Here is a 22580-nt window from a genome sequence, read left to right on the forward strand (position 1 = left end):
TTCGTTTAAAATTTGTTCTTGTTGTGAAAATATTAAATCGGAAACGGTGAACAGAGGACCTAACAAGTAAGGATAGAGTTTTATAATCTTTTGGCAACGGCTGTGTGATGCTAACGTGGATGATTGCTTTATCACTTTTTGTGATACAGTTTATCAATTTATGGACCATCTTACGAATGATTTTTAAGCGCAAAGATGAACCTATTTATATTATTGCATGGACATTAATTATGACCTTTATTCCGTTTATCGGATTTTTATTGTATCTTTTATTTGGTCATGGTCCAATCATGGCTAAAAAAGCGACGTTTCTCGATGAGGTAGAGGAGCGGGAATATCAGGAAACGGTGGAGTGGCAACTGAAGAAATTGATGAATCGACGCATTCATTTTCCTTATTTATCGTTTATAATATTTAATTTAAATTATAATAAATCACTGGTGATGGGGGCAAAGACATTTACCTATTTTAACGATGCAAAGGAGAAATATGAGGCATTGCTTGCGGATATATTAAATGCCAAAGATTCGATTCATGTTCTTTACTTTATTATTCGTGGGGATGAGAGTGGGGAACGGTTGATTCAAGCATTGACACAGAAGGCACGCGAAGGTGTACAAGTTCGACTTGTGTATGACGATGGGGGCAGCTTTATGACGCCTGCTTCTTTATTTCGTCCACTAAAAGAGGCTGGGGGGATGGTTGTCAAACACTACCCGGCAAAGTTAAAGATTTTTACCCTCAATTGGAATTACCGTAATCATCGTAAAATTGTTGTTATTGATGGGAAGATTGGTTATTTTGGCGGGATGAACATTGGCGATGAGTATTTATCGAAAAATCCGAAGTTTACCCCTTGGCGAGATGCCCACGTCCGTGTAACGGGAGAGGTTGTTCGTTCATTACAACTTCGGTTTTTAAAGGACTATACAGCTGTTATTGAACGTCTGTCAGATTTAGAACAGATTAAAACGCATCTTTCACGTTATTTTCCCGAAGAAGATCACGAGGATGCTGAAATTGAGTTACAACTTGTTTATGATGGACCGGATCAAGAACGGGACCACATGCGTGCGACTTATATTAAGTGGGTCACGATGGCGAAGGAAAGCATTTGGATTCAATCGCCTTACTTTATTCCAGATAGTGAGTTTTTACATGGATTAAAAATTGCTTCTCATTCGGGAATTGACGTTAAAATTATGATTCCAATTATCCCGGATAATCATTTCGTCCACCGTGCCACGACCTCATATATTAAAGAACTATTAGAAGCGGGGATTGAGGTTTATTTTTACGATGGCTTTTTACATTCTAAAACGATGGTTATTGATGGTCAATTAGCGACGATTGGGTCCGTCAATATGGATGTTCGTAGTTTTAGTATTAATTTTGAGTTGGCGGCATTTATTTATCACGAATCAGTTGCCCATCAGCTAATTGAGCAGTTTAAAGCGGACCAGCAACGGTGCCGTTTATTAGATTTGACAGATGAGAACAATAAATCGTGGTGGATGAAAGCGGAAGAGTCAGTGTATCGTCTTTTATCCATGCTTATGTAAGGTTTTAAAAAGGAGAAGTTTAAATGAAGTATCGTTTAGGGATGCGAACCATTAAGACGGCGCTAGGGGCAACCCTAGCTATTTTAGTGGCGCAGGCACTAGGATTAAAATACGCGCTATCGGCAGGGATTATTACGGTGTTAAGCGTGCAAAATACGAAGCAAAAATCAGTAGAAATAGCGAAATTACGTTTATATTCAACTGTACTCGCTCTGTTATTGAGTGGGATTCTTTTTGTAACATTCGGATTTCATCCGGTTTCATTTGGTCTGTATTTACTGCTATTTATTCCGTTAGCGGTTGAATTTAAATTGAGTGATGGGATTGTCATGAGCTCTGTCTTAGTGACGCATGTGCTCGGTGAGGGATACATCCATTGGAATTTACTCGTCAATGAACTGTTATTAGTCGCTATTGGTGCTGGCATTGCGTTAATCTTTAATCTCTATATGCCCAAAATGGTTCAACAGATCAAACACGATCAAGCTACAATTGAGGAGCAGTTTCGTAAAGTTTTGTTTTGTCTGGCCAAAACGATTCGTAGTCGTTCCGTGACAATTGATGAGGAAGTATTGTTTCAATCACTTGCGGATCAGTTAGAGTTAGCAAAGGTACGGGCTGAGCACAATCGTCAAAATTATTTATATGATGAGATGACGTATTATGCACAATATATGGAAATGAGGCTGATGCAATATCAAGTTTTAATTGGGATGCGTCAGCTTCTTGGAAAGTTGCAGATGACACTCGATCAATCGATTTTACTGGCGGATTTAACCGAGCATATTGCGAGTAGTTTGCATGAATTTAATACGACAGATGAGCTCATGGTTGAGACAACACAAGTGCTTCACATCTTCAGAAATCAATCATTACCAAAAACACGCGAAGAATTTGAAAATCGCGCCATGTTGTTTCAATACTTGAATGATGTCAAACACCTCTTAGAAATTAAGCGTCAATTTGTGATGAATTTAACGGAGGAACAACTTCAGAAATTTAAGCCGGAGGCGTCTTGCTCTTTGGATGAAAAATAAATAATGAATTTATCACGAGTTGCGGAGTTTGGAGGGTAAAAAAAATCATGTTCAATGAAAGGTTGAACATGATTTTTTTATTTATTTTTTAACTGGGATAAATTGACCGTGGCTGACTTGCATTTCTTCAAATTGAATATCAAATTTCTTTTGGTATTTTTTTAAAGTGCTAAGGTCTTTATCGGTAATAATACAAATTGATTTTCCATCAGAGAATCCGCGGGCGGTACGTCCGGCACGATGTAAATATTCATTTGGATTTGACGGACAGTCAAGGTGGATAATGTGAGTCACAGCGGGAATGTCAAGTCCACGTGCGGTCAGGTCAGAAGAGATTAAAAGTTTGATTTTACCGCTGCGGAAGGCGTCTAATGCACGTTTTCGCTCTTCTTTTTTTATATTACCACGCATCATAAACGTTTCTTTTTGGTGATAATTTAATTTTTCTGCAATTTCTTGCATGGAATCGTTTTGGTTAACGAAAATAAGGGCACGTTCTGGATCTTCAGCAACGATCAGTTTACGTAATAATTCGAATTTATCTCGACGATCGCCTTTTAAATAAAAATGAGCAATATTCGGATTCATTGAAATACGATCCGTCATTTTTAAGACGACCGGTTCTTTCATAAATGTTTTCGCTAACTCTTCTGTTTGTGAACTAATTGACGCTGAGAATAAGCATAATTGACGGTCACGTAACGTTGTTTTAATAATATCTTGGATCGTTTTAGTATTTGTATTATCAAGTAAGCTATCTGCTTCGTCAAGGATGATCGTTTTAATGGTATGGGCCGTAATTTTTTTCTTTTTGATGAGTTCTAAAATTCGCCCTGCGGAACCGATAATGAAGTGTGGTTTTTCTTTTAATTTTTTGATTTGTTTATCAATGTTTGCTCCGCCAATAATCGTTGTTGAAGTGACAGGCTCACCCGAGTTAGCCGCTAATAACTTCACTTGGGCATCAATTTGCATGACTAACTCATGCGTTGGGGCTAAAATTAACACTTGCATCTCGCGTTTGGTTACATCGATTTTTTGAAAAAGGGGAAGAAGGAAGGCGAGTGTTTTCCCGCTTCCGGTATGCGATTGAGCAATCAGGTCCTGGTGGTTTAAAATCAGGGGAATGGCTTGTTCTTGAATGGGAGTTGGGGTTGTAATCTGTTGTTTTGCTAATCCTTCAATCAGAGAAGGAGTTAATTGAAGTGTTTCAAATGATAAAGACATAGTTGTTCTCCTTTAATTAAAGTTGGGTGCGACAAGATTATTTATCGAATAGTCCGCCACCTTTGTGTCGTTTAATGCGTTTGCGTGCTTCACCAATTTGTTTATCTGGTCGCTTTAATTTATCTTGTTGTTTCGTTTTTTGTCGTTTTTCTTCAATGATTTTTTTCATTAACTCCATATTTGTTGTCATAATTCATTTTCCTCCATATAAACTAATGATATTCTTTTGGATGACCTCTTTTTATTTTATACCATTTACAACGTTTTATCTATACAAAAACCGACAAGTATTTTTGGATGAGGGGTGTCAGTGGTAAGAATAAAAGGGTGGGCTTAGGCGGGCGGTGTGTGAAAAGGCAACGATTAATGTCTGATGAAAAAAAATGAAAGGTGTGGTTTGAAATGAAAATTGGTTGTTTAGAAGTGACGCTCGGTGTTCCATTTGTCACGAGTTTAAAGGAGAAGCGGATGATTGTTCGAAGTTTGGTCGCGAAGATTAGAAATCAGTTTAATGTATCGGTTCATGAGGTTGGGGCGCTTGATGTCCATCAACAAATAGTTTTAGGCGTGACAACAGGATCTAATTCAGAAGCAACGTTGCATTCTGTTTTAGATCACGTCATTAATTTTATAGAATCTAACTATGATGTGAGTGTGGAGGAAGTCATTAAAGATATTTTTTAAATGGAACAGGAGAAACCCATAAAATGAAATCATTCGTTTGGGGTTAGTAAAATTAATGCTTCGAGCATGAGAAAAGGCAACCTTGATCAAGGTTGCCTAAATAAATTAGCCTAAAACACCGGCTTTTTTGCGTGAACTTTTTCCTTTTTGTCCTTTGACCATTTCACGGCTTGGTATAAGTTGCGTTTTTTGATTTGCCGTCTGTTGTTTTTTTTGTTCGAGTAGGGCCTTGATGGCTTGCTTGGTTTGGCTCATAGTGAACGTCTCCTTTGTTTAGTTTATTATTATTTTACCGAAAAATGTCGATTTATCCTAGTGGTTCGTTAAAAAAGATTGATTATTTAATAAATTTTAGATATAATAAATTGTCTATGAGAGTGTAAAAATTACATTATAAGTGTTGAACCCCCACTTTGAAAAAACTTCAAACTGGGGGATTTTTTATGTAAAATGGTCAATACTAAAAAAAACACATGGAGAGGAAAGAGGCGAACGATGAAAAAAGAAACATCATTTTATAAGCGATTATTTATTTTAACCTTGCCGATTGTCATTCAAAATTTAATTACGACATCGCTTAATATGTTAGACACGGTTATGATTGGAAGTTTAGGTGAAGTCCAATTGGCGGCAGTTGGGGTGGCGAATCAATTTTATTTTTTATATAGTTTGTTAGTGATGGGCGTGGGTGCAGGTTGCGCCATTTTGATTGCCCAGTTATGGGGAAAACGAGATGAAGAAAAGATTCATGCCGTGTTAAAGCTTGGATTACTTGGGGCAACTGCCTTTGCGGTTGTCTTCATGGTTGTGGGCTTTTTAATGGCACAAAAAATTATCGGGTTGTTTAATACGGATCCCGATGTTGTACGTTTAGGAAGTGAGTATTTACGCATTTCAATTTTTAGTTATTTTGTTTCAGCCATTTCCTTTGTGTATGCAGGCGCTTTACGAAGTATCGGAAATAGTGCGTTGCCGATGTGGGGAAGTTTAGTTGGTTTAATTGTCAATGGCGTTTTAAATGCGATTTTAATCTTCGGTTTATTAGGGGCGCCTGCGCTTGGCGTGAAAGGGGCAGCGATGGCGACCCTTGTGGCACGTGTGGTGGAGTGTGCGATTATTTTGACCGTCGTCACGATTAAAGTAAAGCCTTTGCGTCTTCGTTTCAAAGACTTTAAAACCATTGAACTTCCGTTAGTGAAATTGTTATATCAAACGGCGTTACCGGTTGTGTTAAATGAGGCGTGTTGGGGATTGGCGAATGTGACGTATACGATGATTTATGGTCATATCGGGGTCAATGCGATTGCAACGACACAAATTACGTCGACGATTCTAAATTTATTTACGATTGTTATTTTCGGGATGGCCCATGCGTCGGTTGTAATTATTGGAAATGAAATTGGGGCCAATCGTGAGGAACAGGCGCTTTTATATGCGAAGAAGATTATTCGTTTATCTGTTGTTGTTGGTTTAGTGATGGCGGTGACGCTTGCGGCCTTATCACCTGCCATTGTCTTAATGTACAATGTGTCAGACACAGTTCGAGCGGATGCGATTAAGATTTTAATTATTTATGCGATTTTTATGTTGCCGCGTGTTTATAACGGGGTGCAAATTGTCGGAATTTTACGAGGTGGAGGCGATGCGAAATATGGATCAATTGCCCAAGGGTTATCGATGTGGTTAGTCGGAATCCCGCTGGCATTTATCGCCGCTTATTGGTTGAAATGGTCGATTTCCTCGGTGATTTTCCTTTCGACGTTAGAAGAGGTCCTTCGTTTCTTTATTTTAAGACACCGATTTAAATCAAATAAATGGATGAATAATATGGTCAAAGATATGGCTTAGTAGTATATTCTACATCCTATTTTCATATCATGCTTGTAAAGATGAGGCGGAGCGTCGCATCCTTACAAGCTTTTTTTATGAAAGGAAAATGGTGTGACGTGAGAGTAACATCAATTTTAAACACGAAGGTTAGGTAAATGGACGTGAATGCAGATGGTAGTAAAAATGAAGACCATGGTTCTTATTGTTTTGAAAACGGAGGGTTTACGTTTAATGGAACAATGGAAGAAATGATTGGAATTTGTGTTCCTCATACGGCCGCTGCAATTTCTAATCTGACGGAGGAAGGCGTAAGAAGAGCCATGCGTGAATGGTTCCCGATATTAAAGCGTTGGGTGTTGAGAGACGTAATGAAAGGTCCATTGATGCAATAGAAGTGTCTTTAGTTTAGCTAGTTATAGGATAAAAGATTTTATTTGATTGATGATAGCCTGAGGGAGGCGAATCTATATGTTCTTTAATAAAATAGGATCTCTCCTTTTGTTAGAGGAGTCCCTACGGTGTATCGTGAGTGAGATTTTTAGTTTTTGATTCCGATTGTTGGATTGAAAGTATTGCAGTTAACGACGTCTGAAATTTCTTTTGCGACCATGTTATTTAGTCTCGGCTATTTATTGTTTAGCTATGTTTTAGGAAGGCTTGCTGATCGGTTTGGGAAGAAACGATTGATTTTAATTGCCTTGGGTGTGGCCTCATTTTTACTTATCTTATGCTCACTGTCCATCGGAGTCGACTCTTTTTTTAAGTGGGAGTATTTTTTGATTGTTTTAGGGATGGGTGTGGCAGTAGTGAGTAAGGAAACAACAATGGGTGCTTGGATTCCTGAGTTGTTTAGTCGTAATGAGTGGTTGAAAGTGAATGGGGGTATTCAGGGAACAAAATCTGTCGCCAATTTAGTGGGGCCGCTTTTAGGTGGGATGATGGTTTCTTCTTTTCAAGTGCCCGTGTCACTGCTGATTCTTTCGGTGTTATTAATAGTAGGAATGGGGATGTTAAGCACGATTAAATCAGTAGAGCGTGAAGAAGTGAAGATAAATGAGGGGACTGAGCCGTTTAGCACTCATTTTTTCAGTCGAGTGAAGCTCGCTTTGAGGGAGCCTTCCCTCCGGGCTGTTTTATTGACAACGGCAACACTTAATTTAGCCATGTCACTTTATCAAACGATTCTTCTTCTTTATCTCATGACGTCGTTGAATTTAGGAGAGTCATTGAGCGGTTTTGTTCTCTCGATTAGTGGGATAGGAGCGATCTTAGGAGCTGTTTTATCTCGTCGTTTCATTCAAGTTGTCGGTTTGAACAGGACGATGTTTTTGATGCCCCTCTTAGGTGGAATTGGTGTTTTATTGATAGCTCTTCCTTTAGGGAAGGCTTGGATGTTTCTTTTGGTGATGGGACAATCTCTTTCTTTATTTGCACGAAGTGTGGGGAGTACAGCCGAACGACGGTGTGGCAATTGAAGGTTCCATCAACGATTCGAGGGGAAATGAATGGAATGATGACGACTTTAACTTGGGGGATGATTCCACTGGGTTCTTTTTTAGCCGCTGTTTTTGCCCCATTCATTTCGTATGCTTGGATGATTGTGATAGCTTAATCATGGGGGCAAGTGTTTGGACGGTTGGCGTGTGGAAAGATTCTTTGATTGCTTCAGCGTCCCTTTCTAGTGAAAGATAAATTAAAAAGTTTGGATTGACTCTTGTCAAGTGAGGGATTTCTCGTTATAATAGTTAACAATAGTAAAGATGATGATAAGAAGGAGTACATTTAAGCGATCTTTTTAGCGAGCTGATGAGGGTGAAAATTCAGTAAGAGTCATTAAATGGAAGCAGTCTTTGAATTGCGCACTGAGAACTAAGAATTTTTCTTAATGTAGGTGTTGCCGGTTGCCCACGTTACGGGTGTCGAGTGGGTCATCGCACGATGACTTATGAGGGTGGTACCGCGAAGTTGTCCTTCGTCCCTTTTGGGATGAAGGCTTTTTTTATTTTAAAAAGGAGGTCATGTCATGGAAGAAATCTTAGAGATTTTAGAACAAAATAGTCGTTATACGGATGAAGAAATTGCCGTTATGGCAGGAAAAACGGTGGAAGAAGTTCGCGAGGCGATTCGTGATTATGAGGAGCGTAGCATCATTGCGGGCTATACAACGTTGATTAACTGGGAAAATACAGGGAAGGAAAAAGTAACGGCCTTGATTGAGGTGAAAGTAACTCCTCAACGTGGTGAAGGCTTTGATAAAGTTGCGGAGCGTTTGTATCAGTTTGATCAAGTACGTGCGTGTTATTTAATGTCAGGCGGTTTTGATTTAACGGTCATTGTTGAGGGTAAAACAATGAAGGACGTCGCGATGTTTGTATCAGAGAAATTAGCGGTGCAGGAATATGTGCTTAGTTGTTCAACACATTTTGTCCTTAAAAAATATAAAGAGCACGGAACCATTTTTAAAGAACGAGAATTTGATGATCGCGAGGTGATTTTCTTATGATGATGGAAGACATGATTTTAGAACGCGTAAAAAAAATGCCCCCATCGGGGATTCGTAAATATTTTGATATGGTGCATGAAATGGAAGGGGTTATTTCTTTAGGTGTTGGAGAGCCAGACTTTGTCACGCCATGGAACATTCGAGAAGCGGGGATTTATTCGCTTGAAAAAGGACATACCCATTACTCATCAAATGCAGGTTTTTTAGAGTTGCGTGATGAAATTTCACGTTACTTACATCGACGTTTTGAGTTAAGCTACCATCCAGAAGATGAGATTTTGGTGACCGTTGGGGGAAGTGAAGGGATTGATCTAGCGCTTCGCGCCCTAGTTGGACCAGGAGATGAAGTTATTATTCCTGAACCAAGTTTTGTTGCTTACCAAGGATGCACGACTTTTACAGGGGCGACACCGAAGGTGATTGAACTAAAAGCAGAGAATGAATTTAAATTGACAAAGGAAGAGCTATTAGCAGCGATAACGCCAAAAACAAAGGTGCTGATCATGCCGTTTCCAAATAACCCAACAGGAGCCATTATGACAAAAGAAGAGCTCCAAGACATTGTTGACGTGATTAAAGATCGGAATATTGTTATTATTTCAGATGAAATCTATGCAGAACTGACGTACGAAACGAAACATGTTTCCATCGCAAGTTTTGAAGAAGTTAAAGATCAAACGTTATTAATTAACGGATTTTCAAAGGCATATGCGATGACAGGGTGGCGGTTAGGGTATGCCTGTGGGCCTAAAACATTAATTCAAGCCATGAAAAAGATTCATCAATACGCGATTATGTGTTCGCCAACTACGTCACAATATGCTGCCATTGAGGCGATGCGAAATGGCGATGCAAGTGTCGAAATGATGGTTAAGGAATATAATCGCCGTCGACGTGTTCTTGTCGATGGGTTTAGAAAGTTAGGACTTGATTGTTTCGAACCGTTAGGGGCTTTTTATGTTTTTCCATGTATTAAGTCAACAGGATTATCAAGCGATGAATTTTGTGAACAATTACTTCTGAGTGAGAAGGTATTAGCAGTTCCAGGAAATGCCTTTGGTGCATGCGGTGAAGGTTATATTCGTGCGTGTTATGCGGCTTCATACGAAGATATTAAAGAGGCACTCGTGCGAATTGAACGTTTTTTAACTCAATTAAAAAAATAGTGCTCAAAGCTCTCCGATGATTTGTGAGAGCTTTTGGCATATTTAAACCGGTCCTTTCATACGTTTGTAAGAGATTGAGATGGGGGGGGATGTTGTTGCGAAAAATTTTGTTTAAAACGGTGCTTCATTTATTAGCTTCTGTTTCATTGATGTTCTTAATTATTATAGGCGGCCTTTTTGTTATGCGACAACTCTCCTTTCAATCCACGTTAGCACAAGCTGACCAACTGAACAAACAAGGTGGGATTAGTGAAATGCGCGAAGTCTCTTTAGGTGGAATTTCTCAATACATTGCGATTGAGGGAGAAAATCGGGATAATCCCGTTTGCCTTTTTTTACATGGGGGACCCGGACTCTCGCTTCCATACGGCATAAGTGGCCGTCATCAAATTGAGACGATCAGTTCCCACTGTAATGTTGTTTATTGGGATCAACGGGGTGCTGGGAAGACGTTCAGTGATCAGAAAGGGGACTCTGATTTTACGTATGAACAATTGGAGTCGGATGCAAAAGAATTAATTGCCTATTTAAGAGAGGAATTTGAACAAGATAAAATTTATTTGGTAGGTTATTCTTGGGGAAGTGTATTGGGTCTGCGACTTGCGAAAGCTTTACCGGATCAGTTAGCAGGCTATTTTGGTTTGTCACAAGTTGTTAATCCAAAGGCTTCTGAACGATTGCTTTATGAGTGGTTGCTTGAAGAATTTGAAACAACGGGCCACCATCACTTTATTACGCAACTGCGGCAACTTGGGCTTCCCCCTTATGAGAAGCAGAGTAGTCAACAGGCCTTTCAGGAGTTGTTAACACAAAGTAATGCTTATGTGAAATGGAATGAGGGGCTTCCGAATGTGAATGTGTTACAGTGGTTTTATCAAGTCTTTGCGTGTCCAGATTTATCTATTGGGGAGGCTTATGATACACTATTTCAAGCATCGGATAAGATGTTGAATCAGGGAAACTATTGGAAGCAATTGCAAGAGGTTAACTTGATTGAAGAAATCAAGCAGGTTCAAATACCGCTTTATTTTGTAACGGGAGCGGATGACTATATTTGTCCGGTTTCCTTAGTCGAGGAATTTATGAATCAAGTGTCGTCGAGTGAAAAAGAATTGTTAGTTCTTGAACATTCAGCTCATTACTTTTCGGTAGAGGATGAGACGAAGATGTATGATTGGATGAAAGAAAAAATTAAAGGAGCGCACACTAACGAGGCTTCTGATGAAGAGCAAACGGTTGGGGATGTCATTTCTAACTTGTTACAGTGAAAAATTTCAGGAGCTGTCATGACAGGAATCACGAAATGTTTAAATAAGCCGACACCTTTTGAGGTATACTAAGGCTAAATGAACATGGGGTGATTTTAGTGAAGAAAGTTAATTTGTATTCCTGGGCGATTATTATTTGTTCGCTTCTTGCCGTCATCATGACGGTTATTCAATTGACTGTACCACTGAGTGAGACCTGGAATCGATGGTTTAATCGGATTGATACAATGATTTGGTTGTTTTTTTTGTTCGATTACGGATATCGATTGGTGAAAAGTCCGAATAAAAAGCAATTTATAAAGGAAAATAAAGTGGATTTATTAACGATTATTCCCTATTTTTCTGTTCTTCGTTTATTGAGAATTGTTAGAGTGACACGTGTGTTCTCCTTGTTACATTTTGCAAAGGTGCTACGGGCAAGCGCAATGTTAAGTCGGCTTTCTAAGCGAATGGGGGAATTTTTTAAAACGAATAATTTTCACTATATTACGGGTGTGACATTTATCGTGATTTTACTCGGTTCAGGAAGTCTGTCGCTCGTTGAGGGATTGCCGTTTAAAGATGCTCTTTGGTGGTGTGTCGTAACGGTGACAACGGTAGGATATGGAGATATTGTCCCTAAAACGGGAATGGGGCGAATAATTGCAGCCCTTGTTATGATGAGTGGAATTGGATTTTTAGGGGTTTTTACCGGAACCATTTCAACCTATTTTTTAAATCGTCGGCAGGAGAAGAAAAGACCGGCCTACGTGTTAGACCTAGTGGATCGTTTAGTTCACTTTGAGGAGTTGAGTCCGGATGAATTTGAGGAAATTATCTCTATTTTACGGGTGGTAAAAATGGGAGAAGTCTCACCGACGAAGTCTCATGAGGAGGAGACGATCAGACGGAATACGAATGAGGAAAAAGAAGGAGATTACTGTGAAAAGACAGCCAGAATTGATTGAGATTAAACCAGGTTTAAGACTGAGAACACCTAAGAAGGAAGAGTGGAGGCTTGCCCATCCATGGTATCAAAATGAGAAAGTGATGTACCTTTCTGAGGGAGTTAAAAATAAAACTTATAACTTATCACAAATTTATAATATGTATGAATATTTAAGTACGCGTGGCGAGCTTTATTTTATTGAGGTCTTTGAGCACAATCGCTGGTTAGCGATTGGCGACGTGACGCTTTGGGAAGAAAACTTACCGATTGCGATCGGTGTCGAAGCGTATTGGGGTCAAGGAATTGGAAAGGCAGTGATCAACTGCTTATTAAAGCGAGCGAAGGAACTTGGAATGACAAAAATCTCAGTGCCAGCTATTTACCATTATAATAAAGCGTCCCTTCGCCTTTTTGAATCGTGTGGGTTTAAAAAAATTTCAGAAAATGAAACCGAGAAATCATATGAAAAAATGATTAAATAGAAAGATTGACAGACCAGACATTGGAAATTATAATAAAGAATATCATTAAATAATTTTCTAATTATAGGGGATTGGGGGAGAGCACATGGTAAGCTCATTTGCAATGATCATGATGGGCCTAACAGCCATCATTTGTTTTTTAGTACCACTTGGGACACTCTACTGGATTAGAAGACGGTATCAGGCATCACTGAAAAGTTTTCTTGTCGGAATGGTCATGTTTATTGTGATGGTTCAGATCCTAGAAGGACTACTTCATCTTTATTTATTAAAAATCAATCAAACGACAGCAGCATGGCTGATGCAACCATTCATTTATGCGATTTATGGTGGGTTAATGGCAGGGGTATTTGAGGAAACCGGACGCTACGTCAGTTTTAAATGGTTTTTGAAAAAAGAAACTCGGATTCAAGATGCATTAAGTTATGGAATCGGCCATGGTGGAATAGAAGCCATGCTTATTGTCGGAACAACGTACGTGAATAATTTAATTGTCTCATTTTTGATTAATCAAGGACAACTTTCGATGCTCGGATTAGGAGCAGAAGTTGAGGAACAGATTGTAACCCAATTAACACAACTTCCCCCATTTATTTTTGGATTAGCGGGGTATGAGCGCTTCATGACCTTTATTATTCAAGTCGGTCTTAGCGTCTTAGTGTTTAAAGCGGTGAAGGAACGAAAAAAATATTTTTACATCTTAGCGATTGTCATTCACGCATTACTCGATATTCCGGCAGCTTTGGCCCAAGTTGGCGTATCGAATGTCTATGTTGTAGAAGGGATTGTAACATTTGTCGCTATTTTATTTGTTAGTTTTATGCTAAAACAATTAAAAGTTTATCGTCAAGATTTAAAACAACCGGAGGATCCTGAACTAGAGGGTTACCAAAAGGCGGGATATTAAGAGAAGGTAAAGGAGGTGTCCGTTTGCTAATAGGGTTAGCAGCGGAAGTATTGTGAATAAAGCATTTCAAGCATTAGCAGATCCAACAAGGAGAACGATTTTAAAAAAATTAAATAAGGGGGAGATGACAGCGGGGCAAATTGCCGCGTGTTTTGATATGAGTAAACCCTCGATTACCCATCATTTAAATATCTTGAAAAATGCCAATTTAATTCAGAGTGAAAAGCGAGGTCAATTTGTTGTTTATACGTTGAATACAACAGTGATTGGCGATGTTGTTGGTTGGTTTTATGAGTTTGGGTATCGACTTTAAAATAATGAGGAGGAGTCTAGAGCGGTGCTTTAGACTTTTTTTGTAAAAAAATAAAGGATACTTTATGGAATCACGAATGGATGTTGCCTTTTTTGTTATACTAATTTTAAGAAAGATAAAGGGGGAGTATCATTGGATAATGTGCAGGTTATTTTAGATTATTTATCCGAGTATGGATTGTTTTTTTTGTTTGTCATTGTTTTTTTAGAATATCTTAATTTACCAGGGTTACCTGCAGGAATTATTATGCCAGCGGTCGGTATTTTAGTCGCGGCTAATGATATGAGCTTTTTGATGGCTTTGGTAGTATCTGTATTGGCAGGACTCCTTGGAAGTTATGTCCTATATTTGATTGGGTATTTCCTAGGCCATCCCATTTTGGAATGGTTTTATGAACGCTTTGAGCAAATGCGCCCGGCGATTGAGCGGGCGATACGGTATACGGATCAGTACGGGGATAAGGGAGTCTTTATTGCACGACTCATTCCGGTAGCACGAACATTAGTCTCATTGACGGTTGGGACTGTTCGAATGAATGTCTTGAAATTTACGATTTATTCGACGTTCGGAATTATCATTTGGAATTTTGTCTTTATTTATGCCGGTTATGGATTCGGTCATTTATTTTTAAAATAGGGGGAACCGGGGGAGTTTAAAGTAAGAGGAGGCGCCCCTATCATGGCAATCTTAATGTTTATTTCCCGTGTGATCAGCCTGTTTTTAATGGTTGTCTTAATTTTTTATAAAAGAAAGGAGCCAGCGCTCTTAATGGCCTGGCTGCTTCTTTTAGTCTTTCTTCCTCCAATTGGTTGCGTGATGTACTTATTGTTTGAACGGACCCCCTTGCCGAGAAAAGCCGGACTTTTTTTAAATGATATTAAAGACGAGCGCAGGGGGCGCCAAGCATCGGTTTCCCTCAATGATAAAATAACATCGCTGGTCCATTTTAATGAAAATTATAACAGTAGCCGCCTCTACCTCTATCAAGATTTTATGTATTTTGCAGACGGAAAAAGTAAATATCAACAATTATTTAAAGATATCGAGGGAGCTAAGCAATCCATCCATCTTCAATATTTTATTATTCGAGAAGATGAGGTCGGTCGTCAATTAGTCCAGTTATTGACTGAAAAAGCGGCACAAGGGGTTGAAGTTCGCCTGATTTTTGATAGTGCTGGTTGCTTTGGGACCCGACTTAAATACTTTGCTTCCCTTATGGAGGCAGGGGGACAGGTCTATCAATTTCATCCTCCAACCTTTCGCTTAATTGGATTGAATTATAATTATCGTAATCATCGTAAAATTGTCGTGATTGATGGTCGAATTGGGTATTTAGGTGGGATGAATATTGGAAATGAATATATGTCTTTGGACCCTAAATTTTCACCATGGCGAGATGCTCATTTACGTTTAGTAGGCGATGCTGTTTGGGAGTTACAACATCGCTTTTTAAAGGACTATTACATGGTGTGTGATCATCAAGAAGATGAAAGATATATTAAAGATCACTTAAATCACTATTTTGCCTCTCCTTTATCAACGACTCTGTGTCCAATGCAAATTGTTTCAGACGGCCCTGATACGACGACAGATGATATTAAGTTAACATTTGTTAAAATGATTCAAAGTGCCGTTCATACAATTCAAATTCAAACGCCGTATTTTATTCCTGATTCGTTGTTTTTAGAGACGCTCAAAATTGCAGCTTATTCAGGGGTAAAAGTTGAGGTGATGATTCCAACGATAGCGGACCATCATTATGTGTATCGCACCACGACCTCATTTATTAAAGAATTGCGTGAAGCCAACATTGACGTTTATTTTTATAAAGGATTTTTACATTCAAAGATTATTATTATCGATGAAGAGTTATGTACGATTGGGTCAACAAATATAGATCAACGAAGTTTTAAAATTAATTATGAAATTAATGCCTTTATTTATGATAAAACATTGACGCGTCAAGCGGTTCATCAGTTTCAACTGGACTTAGAAAATTGTTTGTTAGTGGATGATTCCTATGAACAAAATAAATCAGCTTGGATTCGGTTTGAAGAAAAGGTCTATCGACTGGTCTCCATGCTTCTTTAAACAAAGTAATAGTGGAAGGGGGAGAAAAAGATGCTCGTGTTGGTGGTTGTTGCGGTTATCTTGTTTTTTTATAGGGAACAAAATGCCTTCTCGACGACTTTTTATCGATTAACAACGCATAAATTTCACTCTACACAGGGACAGATACGAATCGTCCAGTTATCGGATTTACATTCTAAAACGTTTGGACGGAAGAATAAACGATTAATCAACAAAATAAAAAGGCTAAATCCAGATTTAATTTTTGCAACGGGTGATTTGATCTCATCTACAGATACCAACGGTGGCGCTTTCTTAGATCTTATTGATGGGCTGAAAGGTCAATATCCCATCTTTTATATTGAAGGAAATCACGAAACGACAGCTAGATATGACCAGATGAATAATGAAAGTGGTTGGTATGATGACTTTTTAAGGCAGTTAAAAGAAAAGGGCATTTGCCGATTAGACAATGCTTACCAACAAGTAGAAGTGAATGGGGAGGAACTGTTTATCTATGGATTAACGCTCCCCTTAACGCATTATAAGGCAGTTCCTCAGGCGATAAAAGATCGAGCGAACCACCGTGAGATTACTGATTTATCTGAGGTGTTTTCACCACTTAGGTTAGAGTCAATCAATATTTTATTGGCACATTCCCCATTTTTAGCAACGTTGTATGAAAAGCACGGATTTGATTACACCTATTCAGGGCATGTTCACGGAGGGATTTTGCGACTTCCTTTTGTAGGTGGTGTGCTCTCCCCCGAACGGAAGTTTTTCCCTACGTATAGCTGTGGTATCTATTCCATGAATCGGATGACACTCATTGTGAGTCGTGGATTAGGGAAGCTTCGCTTATTTAATCGTCCCCATTTAGTTGTGGTAGACTTAGTTGCTGATCCAAACAAACCTCGGCACCCAAAAGGTTAGACGCTATGTTTAACGTTAGGGTGCCTTTTTGTCGCCTCCAATTATCGTGTAGGGAACTTCATAGGAGGGGAAAAAGCTCAGAGGATTAAAGATAAAGGTTTAGAGATAAACTTTTATTAGGAGACTAGAAGGCAATGGAGATAGGCATCGGACGCTCGTTCGTTTAATTGGCTATCGGTCGAGCAGTCGTCACCATGTCAGACATCTAGGATTGTCCTAAGGAGGGTTACGTGGAACACTTGATTACCCTAATAAAAGGGTGAAACAACAAAGTTGGAAATAGATACGATATTTTCATAAACTTGGCATACAAAGTTTTGGAAAACTGGTGAACACTAAGGGTGTAACAGAATTTGAAAGGAGATTAAGAAGATGAAGAAATTAAACATGGTTTTTAGTACGGCTTTATTAGCCGCAACACTTGGTTTTACAGCGTATGCTAAAGATGAGGTTAAAGAAGTTCCTAATCATCCTCAATTAACAGAGGAACAAAAAGCGGAAGTGAAGCAACAATTTGAAGCCGATTATAAAGAAATGCAAGAAAAATTTAATCAATTAACAGATGATCAAAAAGAAGAAATTTATGAGTTATATGATAAAGTTAATGTTGCTAAAGTAAAATTATTAGATAAATATGTTGAGCTTGAACTGATGACTGAAGAAGAAGTAGAGGACATTCAAAAACATATGGCAGAAATGTCGGAAAAAATTCGAGAAGAAAAACAATTTATTGGCTTTAAAGCACCTTGTCCAGCTAAACAAACAGAAAAAACGAATTAAAGAGGAACATTATTTAACAAATTATTTAAAAGTTGATAAAATTATTGATTTTATCTGTATAAAGATGAATGATATGACTTTATTTGTTAAAAATAAAAAAGAATGGGGAATGTCACTTGAATCAAGAGACATTCTTTTATTTCTATGCAATGACGAAGAGACCAAAAAGGGGCCTTTTGCATACGATAAATTAGAAAAAAGTAAAGGCGTGTGAAATCATGAGAGAACATCAACCAACAGTAACCAATCAAACAAAACGGGTGATTTCTGCCACAACTCATCATACATTTAAATTAAAATTAAGTGTTGATGAACAAAAAAGAAAAGCCTATTTTGCTCGTATTAGAGGATATCGTGACCGTAAGTAACAGCCACGGTATCCTTTTTTTTGCTCGATAACTAAAAAAATTAAAAATTAGACAATTCTCTAATATTCGATTTATTAAAGGTATCTTATCTTATCCAAATAAAGGGGCGAATTTTTTAAAAAAAGGAGCATTTTAGGAGTAGGGGCATAGTCTAAAAGAGAAACCCTGTCTTTTTAATCAAAGGAGTTATAGGAAAATAGGGACGAAGAGGGCTTTTATCATCAAAAGGGGAGAGAACAATGTTGTATGGGGATCATTTATGGGCTGTGTATCAAATGGCAGCTAAGCAACCGGGGGTCGAGGCGCTCTATTATAAACAGATGATGGAGGGGAACGACCTGTTTTTAATTGTATGCCACGAGCCTGTTTTCTTTTTTTTACAGCTCGATTGGGTCCAGGCAATGGGGCCGTTTTTACACGTGGAAAAGGAGTGGAGTCGAGGGAAACAGTTTCATTGCCGAATTATTTTTCAGTCAGGATGGGAGTGTCTGTTCCAATTTATTGCTCAAAGACCATCGCTAGATGAAGATTTGCGAGTGCTTATCGATCATCATCCCATCGTTTATCAGGAACAATCCTTCAAATTAGATAGAATGGAACAAGAAAAGAAAGCTAATGAATTTGCAAAAGTAGCACACAACTTTTATATGCATGCCCTCGTTTGGGTGCGACATTTAAAAAATGGGTCCCCGTCAACTTGCCTATGGCGAGAGAGGGAGTTAAAGAAAATATATGAGCAGCTAAATGAAAAGGAAAGACGCGCATTAGGAGAGGAAAGGATACAATGGAGTCAACTAACTGCACTTCTTGAATGGGGCGATACGTTGTTAGATGAGGTAAAGCGAAGACAAGGCCCCCTTCCCCAGGAAGGGCAAATTTTCCGTTTAAAAGAACTAATTAGACAACTTATGGGGGATGGAGGGTCATAAAAGGATCGAAATGGTGCAAACTAATCCCATTAAATCTATCATCTCTCGTTTCCTATAAGTACAATTTATGGTAAAATAAAGAGATAAGTGTAGAATGGGAGTGTGAGTAACGTGAACTTAAATCAAACGCGGATTAAAAATCGAGCAGCCAATCCTGCTGTTTTTTCGCGTGCTCAGGCCTTTTATAACAGTGGGGGAAAAATTCAATACTATGTGACGTATGATCCAACTGATTTATATCAGATCTTTGCAGAAGTCGAAGACGATGGACAAACCTATCATATTTTAATTAACTTAGATGACCAGAGCAAGATTCTTCATGACCAGTGTGACTGTGGAACATTTTTATCTAATTTTGGCTCATGTAAACATGCGATCGCTGTCTTATTAAAGGTTTATGAGGATCAAATTAGAAATAAGTTAGTGATTCATTCGGCAGGCGATGAGTCCGATGCCATCATCGATGAATTATTAACGTCATATGAGTTACAATTATCATCGGTTATCCATCAGGAATGGAATGAAAAGGATGTAAGTCTCGTTCCCAAACTTGTGATGGGAGATGAGCATCAAGAATTAGGATTTGAGGTATCGGTAAAAAAGCAACGCGCTTATGTCGTGCGCGATATTTATAAACTCGCGACGGATATTTTAAATGAGAATGTCGTGAGTTATGGCAAGGAGCTTCAGTTTAAGCATTCGATGCTTCAATTTGATTTGCAGTCGCGGCCATTTGCTCGATTTATTTGTGAAATTATCCAAGAATACGATGTTTATGCGAAACAACTACCGACGCTTGGCCCCGTTAAGGCGACCAAGTGCCTAGCTTTAACGCCAAGATGGTTGGACCAATTTTATCAACTGTATCAAGGGCAGACACTAGCCTGTGATATAAGTGGCCTTGCCTCGCAGGTGATGACCTTACATCCGTATGAGCCTACGATTGAATTTCGATTGACGCAGGAAGGGACAGATTACTATTTATCGCATAACTTGGGGCCCTTTCGATTAGGCGCGGGGTTAAACTATTCTTATATTTTTTGCGAACATGAGTGTTTTCGTTGCAGTGAGGCGTTTGTTAAAAAAATATTTCCTATTTTAAGGACATTGACGCAGTCTTCTCATTATGAATTGCAAATGAACGAGGCTCACATGTCGCGCTTTTTATCACTCGTTGTTCCAAATATTAAAGAGTATATTAAAGATACATCATTAGATTTACTGTATGAAACGTTTAAAGTTTATCCCCTAGAGGTTAAATTTTATCTGGATTCGTTAAAACGCGGGGGGATTGGATTAGATGTCCATTTTTGCTATGGTGAAACGATAATCAAGGTTCATGAAACTACTGCGTCAACAGGGGCCATTTTGCGAGATGCGTTAAAGGAAACACAGGCTTTAGCAATGGTGGAACAGTATCAATTTAAGAAGGGAACCTCGAATGCCTATGCACTAGAAGATGAGGAACTCATTTATTCTTTTTTACAAGATGGGATTGATGAGTTAAAAAAAATAGGGAGTGTTTATGCATCTGAAAGTTTTAAAGCGATTAAGATTCAGGAACCGAAGAGTTTTTCCGTAGGAATTCGTCTTAAAAACGATTGGCTCAGTTTAAATTTTGATGACTTAGAATTTTCGGCCGCTGAATATAAAAAAATCCTTGCTTCTTATCGCCAAAATAAAAAATATTTCCGTCTAAAAGATGGATCATTTATTAATTTAAAAAACGACTATGTTGAAAAATTAGCGTCTTTTATGGATGATTTAAGCATTGATGAAAGGCAACTCGATGAAACAGAAATTTTGATCCCTAAATATCGGGCGCTATATTTAGATCAATTAATGAAGGTCAGTCCGACGCTTTCTATTAAACGCGATACATCATTTGATGCACTCGTCGAAGAGTTTCATCACGTTGAAGATGCAGAGTTTTGTATTCCGCCATCACTTGCAAAAACACTGCGCCATTATCAAGAGACAGGTTATCGTTGGTTAAAAACGTTGTCTAAGTATCAAATGGGAGGAATTTTAGCAGATGATATGGGGCTTGGGAAAACATTACAGGTCATTTCAGTTCTTGTATCCGAACAAGAAAAAGGAACAAAACCAGCATTGATTGTAGCCCCAAGTTCCCTTGTTTACAACTGGGAACGTGAGATTCATAAATTTGCACCGACGTTGAAAACCATCATTGTTCAAGGAACGCCTAAAGTTAGAGAGCAACTGATTGAACAAGGGGCTAACGTCGATGTCGTGATTACGTCATATGATTTAATCCGACGCGATATTTCTCATTATGAAAATCAAAGATTTAGATACTGTATTTTAGATGAGGCCCATTATATTAAGAACCATAGCACGCTAAGCTCAAAAGCAGTAAAAAAAATTAAGGCTGAGATACGTTTTGCCTTAACAGGGACACCTATTGAGAATTCATTATCTGACTTATGGTCTATTTTTGATTTTATTTTACCGGGGTATTTTGGGACATATACGCAATTTAAGAAAAAATATGAGGCTCCGGTGATGAAAAATCAAAATTTAAATTTATTGAGTCGCATTCATCAACAGGTTGCCCCCTTTATTTTACGACGTCTGAAAAAGGACGTGCTGAAAGAATTACCAGAAAAAATTGAAACGAGTCTCTATTGCGAGATGGATAAGACGCAAAAAGACTTATATTATGCGATGGTTTACGAAATGAAAGAAGAAATGAACAGTGAAATTAAAACGCAAGGTATCGAGCGAAGTCGCATTAAAATTTTAGCCTTACTCATGAGATTGCGACAAATTTGCTGTGATCCCGCCCTTTACTTAGAAAATTATAAAGGGGAAAGTGCGAAGTTGCAGTTATGCTTACAATTAGTTGAAGAATGTATCGCGACGGGGCATAAGGTTTTAATTTTTTCACAGTTTACGTCGATGCTTGATATTCTGTCAAAGGCCCTTCAACAAAAAGAAATCGAACACTTAATGTTAACGGGTGCCACAAAAACAAGTGAGCGGTTAGCATTAACTGAACAATTTAACACCGACCACACGCCCGTCTTTCTTATTTCTTTAAAAGCGGGAGGAACTGGATTAAATTTAACAGGTGCGGATGTGGTGATTCATTACGATCCATGGTGGAATATGAGTGCGCAAAATCAGGCCACTGACCGTGCCCACCGATTAGGTCAAGAGAAAAAGGTTCAAGTGTTTAAATTATTTGTAAAAGATACGATTGAAGAGAAGATTGAGCAATTACAAAAACGAAAACGTGATTTGACAGAAGCAATCGTTCAGGAAGGTGAAACCTTTATTAATCAATTAAGTAACGAAGAATTGGTTCAACTTTTTGAGGATGATTATTCATTTTAATTGACAAACGATATAATATTGCATAAAATGAAACTAAATATGAATGCGTTGATTGAGAAAGAGTAATTTAAGACCTATTTTAAAGAGAGTCGATGGTTGGTGTGAATCGATAAATAACTTGAATGAATGGGCTCAGGAGCGGAACTTGAATAAAAAAAGTAGGGAACCCGGATAACAACCGTTAACAGTTTGAAGTGAAATAACGACAATCGTTATTTAAATGAGGTGGTACC

General features: G+C 38.4%; 24 protein-coding genes and 2 other annotated features (1 of these 26 cut by a window edge). Of the genes, 21 read left to right on the forward strand and 3 right to left on the reverse strand.

Going from position 1 to position 22580, the window contains the following annotated elements; genetic code table 11:
* The first annotated feature begins 119 nt into the window (after positions 1 to 119).
* Positions 120 to 1562: a cardiolipin synthase gene (cls, locus tag AACH31_RS05135; protein WP_237658883.1), complete on the forward strand. Its 1443-nt coding sequence runs from the start codon at positions 120 to 122 to the stop codon at positions 1560 to 1562.
* Between the two features lie 23 nt (positions 1563 to 1585).
* Positions 1586 to 2599 (forward strand): aromatic acid exporter family protein, encoded by a 1014-nt coding sequence (locus AACH31_RS05140; RefSeq protein ID WP_161831397.1) that lies wholly within the window; start codon positions 1586 to 1588, stop codon positions 2597 to 2599.
* An 81-nt stretch (positions 2600 to 2680) separates the two neighbouring features.
* Here the strand turns inward: AACH31_RS05140 and AACH31_RS05145 are convergent, their stop codons facing one another.
* Complete coding sequence (locus AACH31_RS05145; RefSeq protein WP_161831395.1) at positions 2681 to 3826, reverse strand: DEAD/DEAH box helicase; 1146 nt, start codon at positions 3824 to 3826, stop codon at positions 2681 to 2683.
* A gap of 37 nt (positions 3827 to 3863) precedes the next feature.
* Positions 3864 to 4016, reverse strand: a complete 153-nt coding sequence (locus tag AACH31_RS05150) for a hypothetical protein (protein WP_202618711.1) — start codon at positions 4014 to 4016, stop codon at positions 3864 to 3866.
* A gap of 212 nt (positions 4017 to 4228) precedes the next feature.
* Between AACH31_RS05150 and AACH31_RS05155 the strand changes: the two genes are divergently transcribed.
* Positions 4229 to 4510 carry a DUF503 domain-containing protein gene (locus AACH31_RS05155; protein WP_161831393.1) on the forward strand — a complete coding sequence of 94 codons (282 nt, stop codon included), beginning with the start codon at positions 4229 to 4231 and terminating at the stop codon, positions 4508 to 4510.
* Between the two features lie 105 nt (positions 4511 to 4615).
* Here AACH31_RS05155 and AACH31_RS05160 read toward each other — a convergent pair whose 3' ends face one another.
* Positions 4616 to 4765, reverse strand: a complete 150-nt coding sequence (locus AACH31_RS05160; RefSeq protein ID WP_202618710.1) for a hypothetical protein — start codon at positions 4763 to 4765, stop codon at positions 4616 to 4618.
* A gap of 240 nt (positions 4766 to 5005) precedes the next feature.
* Here AACH31_RS05160 and AACH31_RS05165 point away from each other — a divergent pair, with 240 nt between their 5' ends.
* The 18 genes from AACH31_RS05165 to AACH31_RS05250 all read left to right on the forward strand — a co-directional run bounded on the left by AACH31_RS05165 (position 5006) and on the right by AACH31_RS05250 (position 22347).
* A complete protein-coding gene (locus AACH31_RS05165) occupies positions 5006 to 6358 on the forward strand; it encodes an MATE family efflux transporter (protein ID WP_161831391.1) in 1353 nt (450 codons plus the stop codon).
* 137 nt (positions 6359 to 6495) lie between these two features.
* Positions 6496 to 6732 carry a zinc ribbon domain-containing protein gene (locus AACH31_RS05170; protein WP_161831389.1) on the forward strand — a complete coding sequence of 79 codons (237 nt, stop codon included), beginning with the start codon at positions 6496 to 6498 and terminating at the stop codon, positions 6730 to 6732.
* A gap of 153 nt (positions 6733 to 6885) precedes the next feature.
* Positions 6886 to 7815 carry an MFS transporter gene (locus AACH31_RS05175; RefSeq protein WP_161831387.1) on the forward strand — a complete coding sequence of 310 codons (930 nt, stop codon included), beginning with the start codon at positions 6886 to 6888 and terminating at the stop codon, positions 7813 to 7815.
* Entirely contained in the window at positions 7803 to 7952 is a 150-nt protein-coding gene (locus AACH31_RS05180) for an MFS transporter (RefSeq protein ID WP_161831385.1), read from the forward strand. Before AACH31_RS05175 ends, AACH31_RS05180 begins: the two co-directional genes overlap by 13 nt.
* 142 nt (positions 7953 to 8094) lie before the next feature.
* Positions 8095 to 8323: a binding site (T-box leader), on the forward strand.
* A gap of 40 nt (positions 8324 to 8363) precedes the next feature.
* A complete protein-coding gene (locus AACH31_RS05185; protein ID WP_161831383.1) occupies positions 8364 to 8843 on the forward strand; it encodes an Lrp/AsnC family transcriptional regulator in 480 nt (159 codons plus the stop codon).
* Entirely contained in the window at positions 8840 to 10009 is a 1170-nt protein-coding gene (locus tag AACH31_RS05190) for an aminotransferase class I/II-fold pyridoxal phosphate-dependent enzyme (RefSeq protein WP_161831381.1), read from the forward strand. The genes AACH31_RS05185 and AACH31_RS05190 overlap by 4 nt, the downstream gene beginning before the upstream one ends.
* A gap of 95 nt (positions 10010 to 10104) precedes the next feature.
* Entirely contained in the window at positions 10105 to 11277 is a 1173-nt protein-coding gene (locus tag AACH31_RS05195) for an alpha/beta fold hydrolase (protein ID WP_161831379.1), read from the forward strand.
* Positions 11278 to 11375: 98 nt separating this feature from the next.
* Entirely contained in the window at positions 11376 to 12224 is an 849-nt protein-coding gene (locus tag AACH31_RS05200; RefSeq protein ID WP_161831377.1) for a potassium channel family protein, read from the forward strand.
* Positions 12199 to 12687, forward strand: coding sequence for a GNAT family N-acetyltransferase (locus AACH31_RS05205; RefSeq protein ID WP_262950560.1), 489 nt, complete (start codon positions 12199 to 12201; stop codon positions 12685 to 12687). Before AACH31_RS05200 ends, AACH31_RS05205 begins: the two co-directional genes overlap by 26 nt.
* Before the next feature lie 85 nt (positions 12688 to 12772).
* Positions 12773 to 13594, forward strand: a complete 822-nt coding sequence (locus AACH31_RS05210) for a YhfC family intramembrane metalloprotease (protein WP_161831373.1) — start codon at positions 12773 to 12775, stop codon at positions 13592 to 13594.
* A 52-nt stretch (positions 13595 to 13646) separates the two neighbouring features.
* Positions 13647 to 13907 (forward strand): autorepressor SdpR family transcription factor, encoded by a 261-nt coding sequence (locus AACH31_RS05215; protein ID WP_161831371.1) that lies wholly within the window; start codon positions 13647 to 13649, stop codon positions 13905 to 13907.
* A gap of 141 nt (positions 13908 to 14048) precedes the next feature.
* Entirely contained in the window at positions 14049 to 14543 is a 495-nt protein-coding gene (locus AACH31_RS05220; protein WP_262950668.1) for a DedA family protein, read from the forward strand.
* Positions 14544 to 14585: 42 nt separating this feature from the next.
* The gene (cls, locus tag AACH31_RS05225; RefSeq protein ID WP_202618709.1) at positions 14586 to 15998 is read left to right on the forward strand and encodes a cardiolipin synthase; all 1413 of its coding nucleotides are present in this window, start codon (positions 14586 to 14588) and stop codon (positions 15996 to 15998) included.
* A 30-nt stretch (positions 15999 to 16028) separates the two neighbouring features.
* The gene (locus tag AACH31_RS05230; RefSeq protein WP_161831368.1) at positions 16029 to 16910 is read left to right on the forward strand and encodes a metallophosphoesterase; all 882 of its coding nucleotides are present in this window, start codon (positions 16029 to 16031) and stop codon (positions 16908 to 16910) included.
* A 372-nt stretch (positions 16911 to 17282) separates the two neighbouring features.
* Positions 17283 to 17690 (forward strand): DUF2680 domain-containing protein, encoded by a 408-nt coding sequence (locus AACH31_RS05235; RefSeq protein ID WP_262950554.1) that lies wholly within the window; start codon positions 17283 to 17285, stop codon positions 17688 to 17690.
* A 218-nt stretch (positions 17691 to 17908) separates the two neighbouring features.
* On the forward strand, positions 17909 to 18058 hold the full coding sequence (locus tag AACH31_RS05240) for a hypothetical protein (protein ID WP_161831364.1): 150 nt from the start codon (positions 17909 to 17911) through the stop codon (positions 18056 to 18058).
* Positions 18059 to 18297: 239 nt separating this feature from the next.
* Complete coding sequence (locus tag AACH31_RS05245; protein WP_262950552.1) at positions 18298 to 18987, forward strand: hypothetical protein; 690 nt, start codon at positions 18298 to 18300, stop codon at positions 18985 to 18987.
* A 111-nt stretch (positions 18988 to 19098) separates the two neighbouring features.
* Entirely contained in the window at positions 19099 to 22347 is a 3249-nt protein-coding gene (locus AACH31_RS05250; protein WP_161831360.1) for a DEAD/DEAH box helicase, read from the forward strand.
* A gap of 39 nt (positions 22348 to 22386) precedes the next feature.
* Positions 22387 to 22580: a binding site (T-box leader), on the forward strand; it runs 21 nt beyond the window's last position.

The sequence above is a fragment of the Turicibacter faecis genome (genome assembly GCF_037076425.1).
Classification (GTDB): domain Bacteria; phylum Bacillota_I; class Bacilli_A; order MOL361; family Turicibacteraceae; genus Turicibacter; species Turicibacter faecis.

Coding starts and splice junctions, on each gene's coding strand:
- AACH31_RS05190 (WP_161831381.1), top strand. CDS start 8,840: ATGATGATGGAAGACATGATTTTAGAACGCGTAAAAAAAATGCCCCCA.
- AACH31_RS05210 (WP_161831373.1), top strand. CDS start 12,773: ATGGTAAGCTCATTTGCAATGATCATGATGGGCCTAACAGCCATCATT.
- AACH31_RS05140 (WP_161831397.1), top strand. CDS start 1,586: ATGAAGTATCGTTTAGGGATGCGAACCATTAAGACGGCGCTAGGGGCA.
- cls (WP_237658883.1), top strand. CDS start 120: ATGATTGCTTTATCACTTTTTGTGATACAGTTTATCAATTTATGGACC.
- AACH31_RS05240 (WP_161831364.1), top strand. CDS start 17,909: ATGAGAGAACATCAACCAACAGTAACCAATCAAACAAAACGGGTGATT.
- AACH31_RS05145 (WP_161831395.1), bottom strand. CDS start 3,826: ATGTCTTTATCATTTGAAACACTTCAATTAACTCCTTCTCTGATTGAA.
- AACH31_RS05155 (WP_161831393.1), top strand. CDS start 4,229: ATGAAAATTGGTTGTTTAGAAGTGACGCTCGGTGTTCCATTTGTCACG.
- cls (WP_202618709.1), top strand. CDS start 14,586: ATGGCAATCTTAATGTTTATTTCCCGTGTGATCAGCCTGTTTTTAATG.
- AACH31_RS05245 (WP_262950552.1), top strand. CDS start 18,298: ATGTTGTATGGGGATCATTTATGGGCTGTGTATCAAATGGCAGCTAAG.
- AACH31_RS05150 (WP_202618711.1), bottom strand. CDS start 4,016: ATGACAACAAATATGGAGTTAATGAAAAAAATCATTGAAGAAAAACGA.
- AACH31_RS05185 (WP_161831383.1), top strand. CDS start 8,364: ATGGAAGAAATCTTAGAGATTTTAGAACAAAATAGTCGTTATACGGAT.
- AACH31_RS05170 (WP_161831389.1), top strand. CDS start 6,496: ATGGACGTGAATGCAGATGGTAGTAAAAATGAAGACCATGGTTCTTAT.
- AACH31_RS05235 (WP_262950554.1), top strand. CDS start 17,283: ATGAAGAAATTAAACATGGTTTTTAGTACGGCTTTATTAGCCGCAACA.
- AACH31_RS05160 (WP_202618710.1), bottom strand. CDS start 4,765: ATGAGCCAAACCAAGCAAGCCATCAAGGCCCTACTCGAACAAAAAAAA.
- AACH31_RS05230 (WP_161831368.1), top strand. CDS start 16,029: ATGCTCGTGTTGGTGGTTGTTGCGGTTATCTTGTTTTTTTATAGGGAA.
- AACH31_RS05165 (WP_161831391.1), top strand. CDS start 5,006: ATGAAAAAAGAAACATCATTTTATAAGCGATTATTTATTTTAACCTTG.